This is a genomic window from Flavobacterium gelidilacus DSM 15343 (genome assembly GCF_000422685.1).
Taxonomy (GTDB): domain Bacteria; phylum Bacteroidota; class Bacteroidia; order Flavobacteriales; family Flavobacteriaceae; genus Flavobacterium; species Flavobacterium gelidilacus.
The window spans coordinates 58243-71671 of sequence record NZ_KE383905.1; the positions used below are offsets into that span (position 1 = coordinate 58243).

Here is a 13429-nt window from a genome sequence, read left to right on the forward strand (position 1 = left end):
ATTAAACATTTTTAAGCATAAAAAAACCTTACAAATAGTAAAATCTGTAAGGTTATATCTTTTTTGAAAAAAAATTAAGCTTTTGCCAATTGTAAATCAATGATAAGTTTTACTTCTTCACCTACTAAAACCCCACCAGTTTCTAAAGCTGCATTCCAGTTTAAACCCCATTCTTTTCTGTTTATTTTTCCTTCAATGTTTAATCCAACTTTAGTGTTACCCCATGGATCTTGCATTAATCCACTAAACTCTACTGGAAGATTAATTTCTTTTGTAACACCTTTAATAGTTAAATCTCCAGTTAAATTATATTTATTCTCATTCACCTTAGCAAACGATTTTCCTGTGAAAGTTAGTTTAGGATGGTTTTCTGCATCAAAAAAATCACCGCTTTTTAAATGGTTATCTCTGTCAGTATTTCTTGTGTCAACAGAATCAATAGCAGCTGAAAAAGAAATTTTTGCTGTTGAAAAATCATTTTCTTCTGTTTCGATAGCTCCTTCGTAAGTATCAAATTTACCTGAAACATTAGTAAACATCATGTGCTTTACTTTAAAACCAATTTCTGAATGTGTTGGGTCAATTGCCCATTTTGTAATTGCCATAATATGTATGTTTTTAATTAATTTTTAATAACACTACAAACTTACAATCAGATTAGTAACTCATCACTTAACCTAGATTAAGAACGCACTAGAAATTAATAGATTTAACAATTTTTAATAAGTCGTTTTTTAAAGTTTCATCGGTAATCCCTTTTTTATCATCAAAATTATCGTAGAAACTTGGAAAAGAAAATGTGCCCACTAGATCTGCTTTATGTATTGGAAATCTAGTTTTAGCCATATCTAAAACAAAACCTCCACCACGAGCTCCAGGTGAAGTTGCCATCAAGAGCATTTTTTTGTTTTGAAATACTTTACCATCAATTCTTGAACACCAATCTAAAATATTTTTGAAAGCAACTGTGTAAGCTCCATTGTGTTCGGCTAAAGAAACTACCAGTAAATCGGCTTCATTAATTTTATCTAAAAAATTTTGGGCTTCCTCTGGAAAACCATTTTCTTCTATATCAACAGAATATAAGGGCATTTCAAAATCATTCAAATCTATAATTTCTGCAGTTGTATTTTGAAATAAGTTTGCCGTATATGTTGCAAATTTTTTATTGATCGAATTTTTACTGGATGATCCTCCAAAGGCAATTATTTTTTTAGTCATTGGTTTTGTTTTTATAGTATGATAAAGCTCCAGAAGGACATTTTTTAACTGTTTCAATTATTTTTTCTGAAGTCGAGGCATCAATTTTAATCCAAGGTTTTTCTTTGGGCTTAAATACATCAGGATTGTTTTTTACGCAATTTCCAGAATGTGTACATTTTCCAGATTGCCATACAACAGTAACTTCACCGTTTGTATATTCTTTTGTAATGTCTTTTGGATTCATAGCTACTATATTTAAGTTATAAAGTATCCTGAAATTCAGGTGTTTTTTCAATCACACTTTTTACAAACGGACAAAGCGGAAGTATTTTTAAATTCTTTTCTCTAGCAAATTCAACAGCTTTTGCAACCATCATTTTACCAAAACCTTTTCCATTATTCCCGTCGTTTACTTCTGTGTGGTCAATTATGATTTTATCTTCACCTGCAAATACAAAAGTCATTTTAGCTTCTGTTTTTCCATTTACTTCTATATAGAAAAAACCATTTTTTTCGTTTGTATTTAATTGTACTTCCATTTTTTTTAATTTAAACTACGAGTGAATACTCCTAACTGAACACTGAGCACATTCTTAAACTTCCATTGGAATTTCCATTATTAAAAATTTTGCTTTTGTATTTGCTTTTATTTCTAATTCAGAAGTTTCCCAAATTCCAATTGCATCTCTTTGTGCTAGTTTTTCACCATTTACTTCAATTTCACCTTCAATATTCATGACGTAAAATCCGTTTCCTTCTTTTTTTAGCGAAAGATTTTTAGAAAAATCCTTGTCAAAATCACTTAAATAAAACCAAGCATCTTGATGTATCCATACACCTTCGTCACTTTCATTTGGGGATAAAATTTGTGCAAAATTATTTTTTTGTAAGGATTTGTCTAAAGTGATTTGTTGGTAACGTGGCGTTACATTTTGCTTATTGGGAAACAACCAAATTTGAAATAATTTAGTTTGTAAATCAGCATTTGGGTTAAATTCAGAATGTCGAACTCCTGTTCCAGCACTCATTACTTGTATGTCACCTGTTTTAATTGTTTCTGCATTTCCCATACTATCTTTATGAGCTAAATCACCTTCTAATGGAATAGTGATGATTTCCATATTATCATGAGGATGTTCTCCAAAACCCATTCCGGCTGCAATTGTGTCGTCATTTAAAACTCTCAATGTTCCAAATTGTACTCTTTCTGGATTATACCAACTTCCAAAACTGAAACTATGAAAAGCATTTAACCAACCGTGATTGGCATTTCCACGTGTATTTGCTTTATGTAAAACTGTATTTTTCATAATGATATAAATTTAGTAATTATTATGATACAAATTTACATCATGAGTAAAGTAAGAGCACTTAACCTAGATTAAGAAATTATTTCTTCAACATTTTAGCTTTCATTTTGCTGAAAAATTCAGGTGTAACACCAATATAGGAAGCAATTTGTTTTTGAGGAACACGTTGAATTAATGTTGGATATTTTGAACAAAATTTTTCAAAACGCTCCTCGGCTGATAAACTTAAATTATCCATTAAACGTTCTTGATGCGCTACAAGTGAATTTTCGGTCAGAATTCTAAAAAAGCGTTCTAATTTTGGAATTCTTAAATATAATTCTTCTTGATTTTCTTTAGAAAGTAAAACGACTTCTGCCTCTTCATTAACTTCAATAAATAGATTTCCTGGTTTTTGAGAAAGCAAGCTGTACATGTCACCAATCCACCAGCCTTCGCAAGCAAAGTGTAAAACATGTTCTGCAATATTATCATTGATATTGAAGCTTCTTAAAATGCCTGAATTTACAAAATAGGAATATTTGGAAACTTCACCATCATTTAATAAAACAGTTTTGGCTTTATACTTTCTGATTTCAATTTTTGACAAAATCAATTCTTTTTCTTGTTCAGAAAGTGAGACTATTTTTTCTATATTTTGTATAATTAATTCCATTAAGTCAAAAGTACTATATAATTTATAGAAATGGTATATTTGATTCATGAAAACAGAAAAAGAGAAAATGTTAGCAGGTGAAAGCTATTTGGCAGATGATAAAGAACTTGTCGCTGAACGTTTACGTGCAAAAAAACTTCTTCATCGTTTGAATGTAACAGAATATGTTATGAATGGTAATGCAAGAAATATTCTTCATGTTTTGATGCCGAACTCACACAAACGACTATATATTGAACCACCATTTATTTGTGATTATGGTTATAACATTCATTGTGGAGAAAACGTTTATTTTAATGTGAATTGTGTAGTTCTAGATGAAATGATTGTTAAAATTGGAGACAATGTCCTAATTGGTCCAGGTGTCCATATTTATACAGCGACACATCCATTAAATGCAAAAGAACGTAGACTGAAGGAAATTTCAAAACCAGTTTCAATAGGTAATGATTGTTGGATAGGAGGAAACGCAACCATATGTCCAGGTGTGAAGATCGGAAATGGATGCGTTATTGGTGCTGGTTCTGTGGTAACAAAAGATATTCCTGATAATTCAATGGCTGTTGGAAATCCTGCAAAAGTGATTAAAAAGTTGAATCAAGAAAACGTATAAATTTTTCTATTTATTCACAGTTACTAATTTTGCTGTTTCTTTTGCTCGTTCCACAATGTCTTCCATTGGAGTTTCTAAAGTATCATAGGATAAAACAACTCCCATTCTTCTGTAAGGTCTTGATGTTGGTTTTCCAAACAATCTAAAATCGGTTTTTGGTAAACAAGCCACGTTTTCAACTCCAGTAAATGTTGGATTATTTGAATTTTCTGAAGCTAAAATTACAGCACTTGCTCCGTTTTTTTCTAAAGTAATTTCCGCGATTGGTAAGCTTAAAATTGCACGAAGATGTAATTCAAATTCATTGAAATTTTGTGTGTTAGCTAAAGTCACCATTCCAGTATCGTGTGGTCTTGGAGATAATTCAGAAAAGTAAACTCCTTCGTTGGTTAAGAAAAACTCTACACCGAAAAGTCCAGCGCCACCAAGTGCTTCTGTGACTTTTTTAGCCATATCTTGAGCTTCTAATAAATCTTTGTCTGAAACTCTTGCAGGTTGCCAACTTTCTTGATAATCACCGCGTTCTTGTCTGTGACCAATTGGAGCACAAAACAATGTTGTATTATTATTTTGAGTAACAGTTAATAATGTTATTTCTGAATGAAAATTTACAAATGCTTCTACAATTATTTCTACAACATCACCACGAGAACCTTCTATAGCGTAATTCCAAGCTTTTTCAATGTCTTCGTTGGTTTTTATAGTGGATTGTCCTTTTCCAGACGAACTCATTAATGGTTTTACAACACAAGGCATTCCAACTTCTTCAACAGCTTTTTGTAATTCAGAAGCAGTTGTTGCGTAACGATAAGTAGCAGTTTTTAATCCTAATTCTTTGGCTGCTAAATCGCGAATTGCTTTTCGATTCATAGTGAAATTTGCCGCTTTTGCAGAAGGCACAACAGTTATTCCTTGTTTTTCATAATCATAAAAACGTTCAGTGCGAATAGCTTCAATTTCTGGAACAATAAAATCGGGTTGGTGTTTGGCTACAATTCTGTCTAATTCTGAACCATCAAGCATGTTGATGACCTCAAAACCATGTGCGACTTGCATCGCTGGAGCGTTTTCGTAACTATCAACGGCAATTACGGTTTGACCGATCCTTTGTGCGGCAATTACAAATTCTTTTCCTAGTTCACCAGAACCTAATAGTAGTATTTTTTTGTTCATTTTTTGAAGTTTGAAGTTCGATTAACGAATGTTGAATTTTGAAAACGGGTTTGCGTTAAGGATAGAGGCTTTGTTTGAGGTCTTTTTTATTGTATGTAAATACAATGAAAAAAGCGAGTGCCGAAAGCCTGACCTGAAAGGTAACGCCCAAATTATTTTATAAAAAAAGCCCCAAGTTTCCTTGAGGCAAAAAGGTTTATGCTAATGCGTCTTTAATTCTTCGCATTGCTTCTGTTAATAATTCTTCGCTTGTTGCGTAAGAGAATCGAATGCAGTTTGGGTTTCCAAAAGCTTCTCCGGTTACTGTTGCTACGTTTGCTTCTGAAAGTAAATACATGGCAAAATCGTTTGCATCTTTGATTTCTGTTCCTTTTAAGGTTTTTCCGAAATAATGAGATACATCTGGGAAAACATAAAATGCTCCTTCTGGTGAATTTATTTTTAATCCTGGAATTTCTTGAATTAATCCGACTACTAAATTTCTTCTGCTTTTGAAAGCTGAAACCATTTCGTTTAATACTTTTGGATCTGCATCAACAGCTGCAATTGTAGCTCTTTGTGCAATTGAATTGGCTCCAGAAGTTACTTGTCCTTGCATTTTTGTACAAGCTTTTGCGATGATTTCTGAGGCTCCAATATAACCAATTCTCCAACCTGTCATTGCGAATGCTTTTGCTACTCCGTTTACGGTAATTGTTCTTTCAAACATGCCTGGAATAGATGCTATACTGCAAAATGTACCTGAAAAATTAATGTGTTCGTAAATTTCATCTGAAACTACGTAAATATCTTGTTTTTGTTTTAGAATTACGTTCGATAAAGCTGTTAATTCCTCACGATTAAAAACGGAACCACTTGGATTACAAGGTGAACTATACCAAATCATTTTTGTTTTTGGTGTAATTGCTTTTTCTAATTGTTCTGGTGTGATTTTAAAATCACTTTCGATAGTTGTTGGCACTTCAACAGGAATTCCTCCAGCCATCTTTACGATTTCATAATAAGAAACCCAATAAGGAGCTGGTAAAATTACTTCATCACCATCGTTTAGCATAACTTGCGCAATGTTATATAACGATTGTTTTGCACCTGTAGAAACTACAACATTAGAAGGTTTATACTCTAAATCGTTGTCTCTTTTGAATTTTCTGCAAATTGCTTCTTTTAAATCCATATAACCATCAACTGGAGAATAAGTAGAATAATTTTCATCAATTGCTTTTTTTGCAGCTTCTTTTATAAAATCAGGTGTGTTGAAATCTGGTTCACCTAGACTTAAACTGATGATGTCTTTACCTTGTGATTTTAATTCTCTTGCTAAAGCTGCCATAGCTAAAGTTTGAGAGGTCGATAATTTGTTAATTCTGTCTGAAAGTGGATTGTTCATTGTGTTGTTGATGTTAAATAAAGAGACGCGAAATTAATCGCGTCTTGAATTTTTATACTAGTTGAGGTTTTTGACCTAATTCTTTTAGATGTTTAAAGTGTGAATAAAGTGCAGCTCTCATGGTTTTGAATTCATAATAAGGCAAATCATATTCTTGCGCGGTTTCTTTCACAATTTTCGCAATCTTATCATAATGAATATGACTGATGTGCGGAAAAATATGGTGTTCAATTTGATGGTTTAGTCCACCAGTATAATAATTTACTAACCAGTTTTTAGGTGCAAAATTAGCTGTGGTAAATAATTGGTGAATTGCCCAAGTGTTTTCCATTGTCATGTCTTCGCTTGGGGAAGGTGTAATTGTATCTTCAACAACGTGTGCTAATTGAAAAACTACACTTAAAATAACTCCAGCTGTGTAATGCATTACTACAAATCCTAATAAAACTTTCCACCAAACAATTCCGATTACCATTGGAATTACTAACCAGATTGAAAAGTAAATCACTTTTGTAATCACTAAAGTTGTCCATCTTACTGAAGGTTTTTTGAATTCTCCATATGATAATTTTCTTTTTAAATAACGTTTCATTTGAAGAAAATCTGTAGTAATTGCCCAATTGAAAGTCAACAATCCATATAAAAATACAGAGTAAATATGTTGGAATTTATGGAAGTATTTCCAATCGGCTTGTTTTGTAAAACGCATTACTCTACCAGCATCTAAGTCTTCATCGTGTCCATGAATATTAGTGTAAGTATGATGTAAAACATTGTGTTGTACTTGCCAGTTGTATACATTTCCGGCTAAAATATAGATACTTCCACCCATAATCTTGTTTAACCAGCCTTTTGAGGAATATGAACCGTGGTTTCCATCGTGCATTACGTTCATTCCAACACCAGCCATTCCAACTCCAATAACGATGTTTACTAAAAGATAAGCCCAAATTGGCATTTGCATCGTCAATAAGAAAAAATAAGGTGCTAAGAAAATGGTAAACATTACAATTGTTTTTAAATGTAACTTCCAGTTTCCAGTTTTTTGTATTTTATTTTCTTTGAAATATTCATTAACTCTCTTGTTTAAAGTTCTAAAGAACTTCATAGAGTCGTTATTTGAAAATGTTGGTGAATTTGTATTCATTTATTTTGTATTAATTTATTTTTTGTAATCTGATTCTAAATTATTTAAGTTTACAGACTAACGTGTGTTCTAATTTTATACAAAGATAATTATTAAATTTTGTATTGATTACTAAACATTTGTTATTTTGTTCACTAAAATAGGTATTTTTGTTAAAAATTTAAAAAATGGAAGAAATAATTCGTCAGTTTCCAAACTTAACTCCAATTCAAATCGAACAATTTGAAAAACTACAAGCCTTATATGAAGATTGGAACTCTAAAATAAATGTGATTTCTAGAAAAGATATAGACGAACTGTATACTAGACATATTCTACATTCTCTTGGAATAGCTAAAGTTCAGCAGTTTGAAAAAGGAACTTATATTTTAGATGTTGGAACTGGTGGTGGTTTTCCTGGAATTCCATTAGCAATTATGTTTCCAGAAACGCGTTTTTATTTGATTGATGTTATTGCCAAAAAAATAAAAGTGGTTAATGAAGTGGCAAATACTTTAGACTTAAAAAACGTAAAAGCGGAACAAATGCGTGCTGAAAACGTAAAAGGTGATTTCGATTTTATCGTAAGTCGAGCCGTAACGAATATGCCTGATTTTGTAAATTGGATTAAAGATAAAATCAAAAAACAGAACAAACACGAACTCAAAAACGGAATTTTATATTTAAAAGGAGGTGATTTAACTGAAGAATTAAAAGACTTTCCAAAAGCAACTGAATATAATTTATCAGATTATTTTAAAGAAGATTTTTTTGAAACTAAGAAAGTGGTTCATTTGCCTTTGAAGTTTAAAGCGTAAAAGGCACGAAATTTTAACATTATTCATCTAAATATTTGTTTAATTCTTTAATTAATTTGCTTTCCTGAGAAGGGCTTGGTGCATTTGAATTTACCATTTCCCCTTTTTTATTAAAGATGAAATAATGTGGAATTGCATTTATTTTGTCTAATTCAATATTGCCTGTGTCATTCAATAATTCGTACATTAAATAATTTTCTTCAATGACACCGTCTTTTTCAATAGCTTCTGCACATTTTATTTTTTCACCTTCTATTGAAATATAAATAAATGAAACAGATTTATCTTTGAAAAATTCTTTAATTCCTGGCATTTTTTTAATTTCTTTTCGACAAGGCTTACACCAACTTGCCCAAAAGTCTAAATATATAACACTCCCTTTATGCGAGTCAATTATTTTTTGCAAAGATGATCTATTTGGATAAACAAACTTTTTTTCTGCTTCTTTTTCTTGTGAAAAAATTGTATTGCAAAATAGAATTAAAAATAAAAGTATCGTTTTTTTCATTTTAGGTTTTTTTATTAAATTTTATCATACACAAAATATAAAAAAGAGATTGTAATTTTACAATCTCTTTTTTATATTTCAAACTTCTTGCTTAAAAAACTATTCTCCCAAAAACGGATATCTATAATCTTCTGGTGTAACGAAAGTTTCTTTAATAGTTCTTGGAGAAACCCAACGCAATAAGTTTTGCATAGAACCAGCTTTGTCATTGGTTCCTGAAGCTCTTGCTCCACCAAATGGTTGCATTCCAACAACTGCTCCGGTTGGCTTGTCGTTTATGTAGAAATTTCCAGCTGCATTTTCTAAAGCATTTGTTGCTTCTACAGTTGCATATCTATCTTGACTAAAAATAGCTCCAGTTAAAGCATATTCTGATGTTTCGTCTACTAATTTTAAAGTTTCTGACCATTTTGCATCTTCATATACATAAATTGTAATTACTGGTCCAAAAAGTTCTGTTTCCATTGTTGCATACTTTGGATTTGTTGTTACAATAACTGTTGGCTCAATAAAATATCCTTTAGATTTATCGTAATTTCCACCTACTAAAATTTCAGCATCTGAATCTTTTTTAGCTTGGTCAATAAAACTAGCTAATTTATCAAATGAACCTTCGTGAATAACAGCAGTAATAAAGTTTCCAAAATCTTCTGGAGAACCCATTTTCATTGAATTTACATCACTAACTAATTGCTCTTTAACTGCTGGCCACATACTTTGAGGAATGTAAGCTCTAGAAGCTGCTGAACATTTTTGTCCTTGAAATTCAAAAGCTCCACGAACAATTCCAGTTGTAACTTGTTTTGGATTTGCTGATGCATGAGCTACGATGAAATCTTTTCCACCTGTTTCTCCAACAATTCTTGGATAAGTTTTATATGTATGAATGTTGTTTCCAATTTTTTTGTAAATTTCTTTGAAAACATAAGTTGAACCAGTGTAATGAACTCCAGCAAAATCTGGATGATCAAAAATAGTATCTGAAATCATAACTGGATCTCCAAAAACTACATTGATAACTCCATCAGGAACTCCAGCTTCTTTGAAAATATCAATAATGATTTTTGCAGAGAAAACTTGACTATCACTTGGTTTCCAAACTACAGTATTTCCCATTAAAGCAGCACTTGCAGGTAAATTTGCAGCTATTGCAGTAAAGTTAAAAGGTGTAATTGCATATACAAATCCTTCTAAAGGACGATATTCAACTTTATTCCAAACTTCAGAATTTGATGTTGGTTGGTCGTTATAAATTTGTGTCATGAATTCTACGTTGTAACGTAAAAAGTCAATCAACTCACAAGAAGCATCAATTTCTGCTTGAAAAATATTTTTTGATTGTGCAATCATTGTTGCAGCATTAATTCTAGCTCTGTATGGACCAGCAATTAATTCAGCTGCTTTTAAAAAGATGGCTGCTCTGTGTTCCCATGGCATTTGAGACCATTTTTTTCTAGCTTCTAATGCAGATGCGATAGCTTTGTCTACATGAGATTTTTCAGCTAAATGATATTTCCCTACAATATGTTGGTGATCGTGAGGAGCTGACATTGTTTTTGTATTGTTAGTTCGAACTTCTTCAGAACCAATATACATAGGAACATCTATAGTTTCGTTCCACATTTTCTTATAAGCTGCTAAAACAGCTGCTTTTTCTGGAGAATTTGGAGCGTAAGATTTTACGGGTTCGTTAACCGCTTTTGGGACATGAAAGAATCCTTTTGGCATAATATAATTATTAGATTATTAAACTTTTATGAAATTTTGCTACTTTTTTTGTAGAAAATTTAATTGAATGCAAAAATACAAATGATTTTTTAAAAAGTATGTTAGAAAAGATACAAATTATTTTGAGATCGAATCTCAACTAATTTAATGCAAAAGTTGCACTTAGTTTAAAAGTGGGAATTTCAACTTTAAAACTTCTTGTTGTAGTGAAATTAATCATATTAAAATGACCTTTCATGGCTCCAATTGGAGAAGTTAATAAACAACCTGAAGAGTAAACATGAGATTCACCTGGTTTTAGAACTGGTTTTTTTCCAACAACACCTTCGCCATCTACAGTTTCTTTTTTGTTCAAAGAGTCAAAAATCTCCCAATGACGTGAGTTTAGTTGTACAGAATCTTTACTTTGGTTTTCAATAGTAATCTCATAAGAAAAGGCAAAATGCAACTTATAGTTTTTGAAGTAAGTACCTTCAAAACTAGTCAAAACCGAAATTTTAATACCTCTTGTTATTTGTGTTACCATGTTTAAAAAAATAGCATTCCTAAAAATAAAATAAATAGTAAGCAAAATATTGCAAACGGAATAAATAAGATATTCAAAAGTACAAATTTAAAAATAGTTTTCCAACGACTATTTTGATAAAAGTTTCTTAAAGATTTATATAAATAAAACGGGAAAAGTATTGAAAATGATATAGTTTGCAAAAAACGAGCAGATCTTGAAGAAATATAATCAGTTAAATTAAATACAATTAACCCTAAAAATAAAAAAGTATAGAAAGTATATGTAAATACTAAATGTTCAGTGTAGTTTTTAGATTTTGAATAAAATACTAGCCAAAACATTAAAGTTAAAATTGGTAATGAAACAAAAATTAATAATGGTAGTTTTTGAAAAAAATAGTCTAAAACTTCAGAGCCTATTTCATTGGATTTAAAAAACTTTGTTTTGTCAAATAAAAAGCGATTATAAAAGTCGTTTTCAAAGCCAAGTTCAATTAAACTTTTTTCTGTAGATTTTTCAGGATATTTTAAATGAAAATTTCTAAATGATGTAATAGTGTATTCTATATGACTTTTGTCATTCTCTAATTGTTTTTTTGTGTAGATAGAGTCTTTGTGAAATTTAATTTGATGCTTTTTACTAGTGATATTAAGATTTAAATCAGTTCCTAATAAATCATATTTTAAACTATCTGTTTGTTTTTCTGTTACAGTGTTTTCTTCAAATTTTTGATCATCCCAGCCTTGTAATGCATCCTCTTTAGAATTATTGAAATTAATTACGATAAACAACACGATCGAAACACTCAAAAACAACCGAAAAGGATTTGCGTATTTTTGACGTTTTCCTTCATTAAATTCTTTGGCTAAATTTCCTGGTTTCGTAAAAAGAGAGACTATAGAATTCCTTAAACGAGAATCATAAGCATAAAAGTTCGAAAGAAATTCTTCAAAAAAATCTTTAATTGTTAATTTTTTGGTCGAATTTAATTGTCCACATTGATGGCAATATTTTTCGCTAATGTCTAATGCTGTCTCACAATTCAAACAACTTTTTCCTCTATATTGTCTTGATTTTCTTTTGGACATTAATTCTTAATAACTTTTGATGTAGTTGATCCGTTTCCAATCACTCTGTCATATCTGTCATTATTACCTCTATAGTAGACTATGATGTTGTATTGGTTTTCTGTTTGAAAGAAGTTTCCGTCAATGGCGTTTTCACTATCAACTTTTCCGTTTTTGTCAGTTAAAGTATATTCGAAATTTACAAAACCTTGTTTTACTAAAATTGCTTTTTCATAGAAACCACTTTCTTTGTTGTATTCCATTTTGTATTCATCTATTTTAGCATAGTTGTTAAACATTCCGCCAACGTAAATGTTGTTATTTGTAAAGGTGGTGGCTGCGTCTAATGTAAAATAAACCCATGTGTAATCAGCTTGAATGGCTGAGTTTTCCGCTCCTCTATTATAAACTAAAAACCTTCCGTTTATGTCTGGAAAATAGGTGTAAATCTTGTTTTTTCTTTCATGATTTACGTAAAGATGAGTGTTGTATATGTCTCCAGCAGTATATTTTAAGACAGAGTTACTTGTTGCTCTTATAGTGCTGTTTTCATAATTCCAAAATTCATTTCCACCCCAAAATTGGGTTTCTTCATTATATCTGTAAACCAACTCATTGCCAATTGTATATTGTGGAGCGATGTTGTGTTTTGCTGTGTCCCATTTGGCATTTTGAAAAATACTTATTTTAATATTTTGCTTCGGATTTTGATAAATTGTTTCTCCTAAATTTATGGTGAAGTCTAAGTTTTGTTTTTCTTGAACAGTTTGAATGTTCCTTGATTTTCTAACAACAGCTGGAGCTGAAACGATGTCTTCATAAATGATGAATTTTCTTGAAAAAACAATTTCTTTGTCATCATTAAATATTTTAACAATGTAATTACCGCTTTTTGTAATTTGATTAAAACGATTTGGGAATTTTTGAACGTAGTGAGAATATAATTGCAAAGTATTGAATGAATTTTCGTATGTAATTATACGTTGGTTGTCCATTCCTTGTAAATATTCAACTTTAGCTAAGTTAGTTGGTTTCCAATCGTAACTATATTGGGTTATTGTGTAGTAATAGTCAGCTTCATTCCCAAATAAGTCATCAAATTGAAGCTCAAAACCATCACCTAATCTAAAGAACGGAATAGCAACTGAGTCTCTTTGATGAAATGAAACGGCTTTGATGTTATAAGGTGGAGAAATTTCTTGTTCAATTGGCGATTGAGAAAAAACGGATGTAAAACCAGTTATAATCAGCAGTAAGGGAAGTAATTTTGTCATAAAACTATGTATAGTATTCTGTAAATTTAGTAAATCTAAAAATAACTTTGCAATAATTA

16 protein-coding genes are annotated in these 13429 nt (G+C 30.9%); 2 read left to right on the plus strand and 14 right to left on the minus strand.

Features of this window, described 5'->3' with window-relative positions:
• Positions 1-74: 74 nt before the first annotated feature.
• From G507_RS0114840 to G507_RS0114865, 6 genes are all read right to left on the minus strand, one after another.
• Positions 75-605, minus strand: a complete 531-nt coding sequence (locus tag G507_RS0114840; protein ID WP_026718230.1) for a YceI family protein — start codon at positions 603-605, stop codon at positions 75-77.
• Positions 606-693: 88 nt separating this feature from the next.
• The gene (locus tag G507_RS0114845) at positions 694-1221 is read right to left on the minus strand and encodes an NADPH-dependent FMN reductase (RefSeq protein WP_035666396.1); all 528 of its coding nucleotides are present in this window, start codon (positions 1219-1221) and stop codon (positions 694-696) included.
• A complete protein-coding gene (locus tag G507_RS0114850) occupies positions 1214-1447 on the minus strand; it encodes a (4Fe-4S)-binding protein (RefSeq protein ID WP_026718232.1) in 234 nt (77 codons plus the stop codon). The genes G507_RS0114845 and G507_RS0114850 overlap by 8 nt, the downstream gene beginning before the upstream one ends.
• A 16-nt stretch (positions 1448-1463) precedes the next feature.
• The gene (locus G507_RS0114855; protein ID WP_026718233.1) at positions 1464-1742 is read right to left on the minus strand and encodes a GNAT family N-acetyltransferase; all 279 of its coding nucleotides are present in this window, start codon (positions 1740-1742) and stop codon (positions 1464-1466) included.
• A gap of 54 nt (positions 1743-1796) precedes the next feature.
• Positions 1797-2513 carry a pirin family protein gene (locus tag G507_RS0114860; protein WP_026718234.1) on the minus strand — a complete coding sequence of 239 codons (717 nt, stop codon included), beginning with the start codon at positions 2511-2513 and terminating at the stop codon, positions 1797-1799.
• A gap of 79 nt (positions 2514-2592) precedes the next feature.
• Positions 2593-3168, minus strand: a complete 576-nt coding sequence (locus tag G507_RS0114865; RefSeq protein ID WP_026718235.1) for a Crp/Fnr family transcriptional regulator — start codon at positions 3166-3168, stop codon at positions 2593-2595.
• A gap of 46 nt (positions 3169-3214) precedes the next feature.
• On the opposite strand from G507_RS0114865, the gene G507_RS0114870 reads away from it, so the two are divergent.
• On the plus strand, positions 3215-3781 hold the full coding sequence (locus G507_RS0114870) for a sugar O-acetyltransferase (RefSeq protein WP_026718236.1): 567 nt from the start codon (positions 3215-3217) through the stop codon (positions 3779-3781).
• Between the two features lie 6 nt (positions 3782-3787).
• Here the strand turns inward: G507_RS0114870 and purT are convergent, their stop codons facing one another.
• The 3 genes from purT to G507_RS0114885 all read right to left on the minus strand — a co-directional run bounded on the left by purT (position 3788) and on the right by G507_RS0114885 (position 7488).
• Positions 3788-4954, minus strand: coding sequence for a formate-dependent phosphoribosylglycinamide formyltransferase (gene purT / locus G507_RS0114875; protein ID WP_026718237.1), 1167 nt, complete (start codon positions 4952-4954; stop codon positions 3788-3790).
• 196 nt (positions 4955-5150) lie between these two features.
• Positions 5151-6341: a pyridoxal phosphate-dependent aminotransferase gene (locus G507_RS0114880; protein WP_026718238.1), complete on the minus strand. Its 1191-nt coding sequence runs from the start codon at positions 6339-6341 to the stop codon at positions 5151-5153.
• 52 nt (positions 6342-6393) lie between these two features.
• Positions 6394-7488, minus strand: coding sequence for a fatty acid desaturase family protein (locus tag G507_RS0114885; protein ID WP_026718239.1), 1095 nt, complete (start codon positions 7486-7488; stop codon positions 6394-6396).
• Between the two features lie 167 nt (positions 7489-7655).
• On the opposite strand from G507_RS0114885, the gene rsmG reads away from it, so the two are divergent.
• Positions 7656-8285, plus strand: coding sequence for a 16S rRNA (guanine(527)-N(7))-methyltransferase RsmG (gene rsmG, locus G507_RS0114890; protein ID WP_026718240.1), 630 nt, complete (start codon positions 7656-7658; stop codon positions 8283-8285).
• Between the two features lie 19 nt (positions 8286-8304).
• Here rsmG and G507_RS0114895 read toward each other — a convergent pair whose 3' ends face one another.
• From G507_RS0114895 to G507_RS0114915, 5 genes are all read right to left on the minus strand, one after another.
• Positions 8305-8793, minus strand: coding sequence for a TlpA family protein disulfide reductase (locus tag G507_RS0114895; protein WP_026718241.1), 489 nt, complete (start codon positions 8791-8793; stop codon positions 8305-8307).
• A 99-nt stretch (positions 8794-8892) separates the two neighbouring features.
• Positions 8893-10521: an L-glutamate gamma-semialdehyde dehydrogenase gene (pruA, locus tag G507_RS0114900; protein WP_026718242.1), complete on the minus strand. Its 1629-nt coding sequence runs from the start codon at positions 10519-10521 to the stop codon at positions 8893-8895.
• A gap of 139 nt (positions 10522-10660) precedes the next feature.
• Positions 10661-11047, minus strand: a complete 387-nt coding sequence (apaG, locus tag G507_RS0114905; RefSeq protein WP_026718243.1) for a Co2+/Mg2+ efflux protein ApaG — start codon at positions 11045-11047, stop codon at positions 10661-10663.
• A gap of 2 nt (positions 11048-11049) precedes the next feature.
• Positions 11050-12117, minus strand: a complete 1068-nt coding sequence (locus tag G507_RS17420; protein WP_026718244.1) for a DUF3667 domain-containing protein — start codon at positions 12115-12117, stop codon at positions 11050-11052.
• A complete protein-coding gene (locus G507_RS0114915) occupies positions 12117-13370 on the minus strand; it encodes a type IX secretion system plug protein (RefSeq protein ID WP_026718245.1) in 1254 nt (417 codons plus the stop codon). The genes G507_RS17420 and G507_RS0114915 overlap by 1 nt, the downstream gene beginning before the upstream one ends.
• Positions 13371-13429 lie beyond the last annotated feature (59 nt).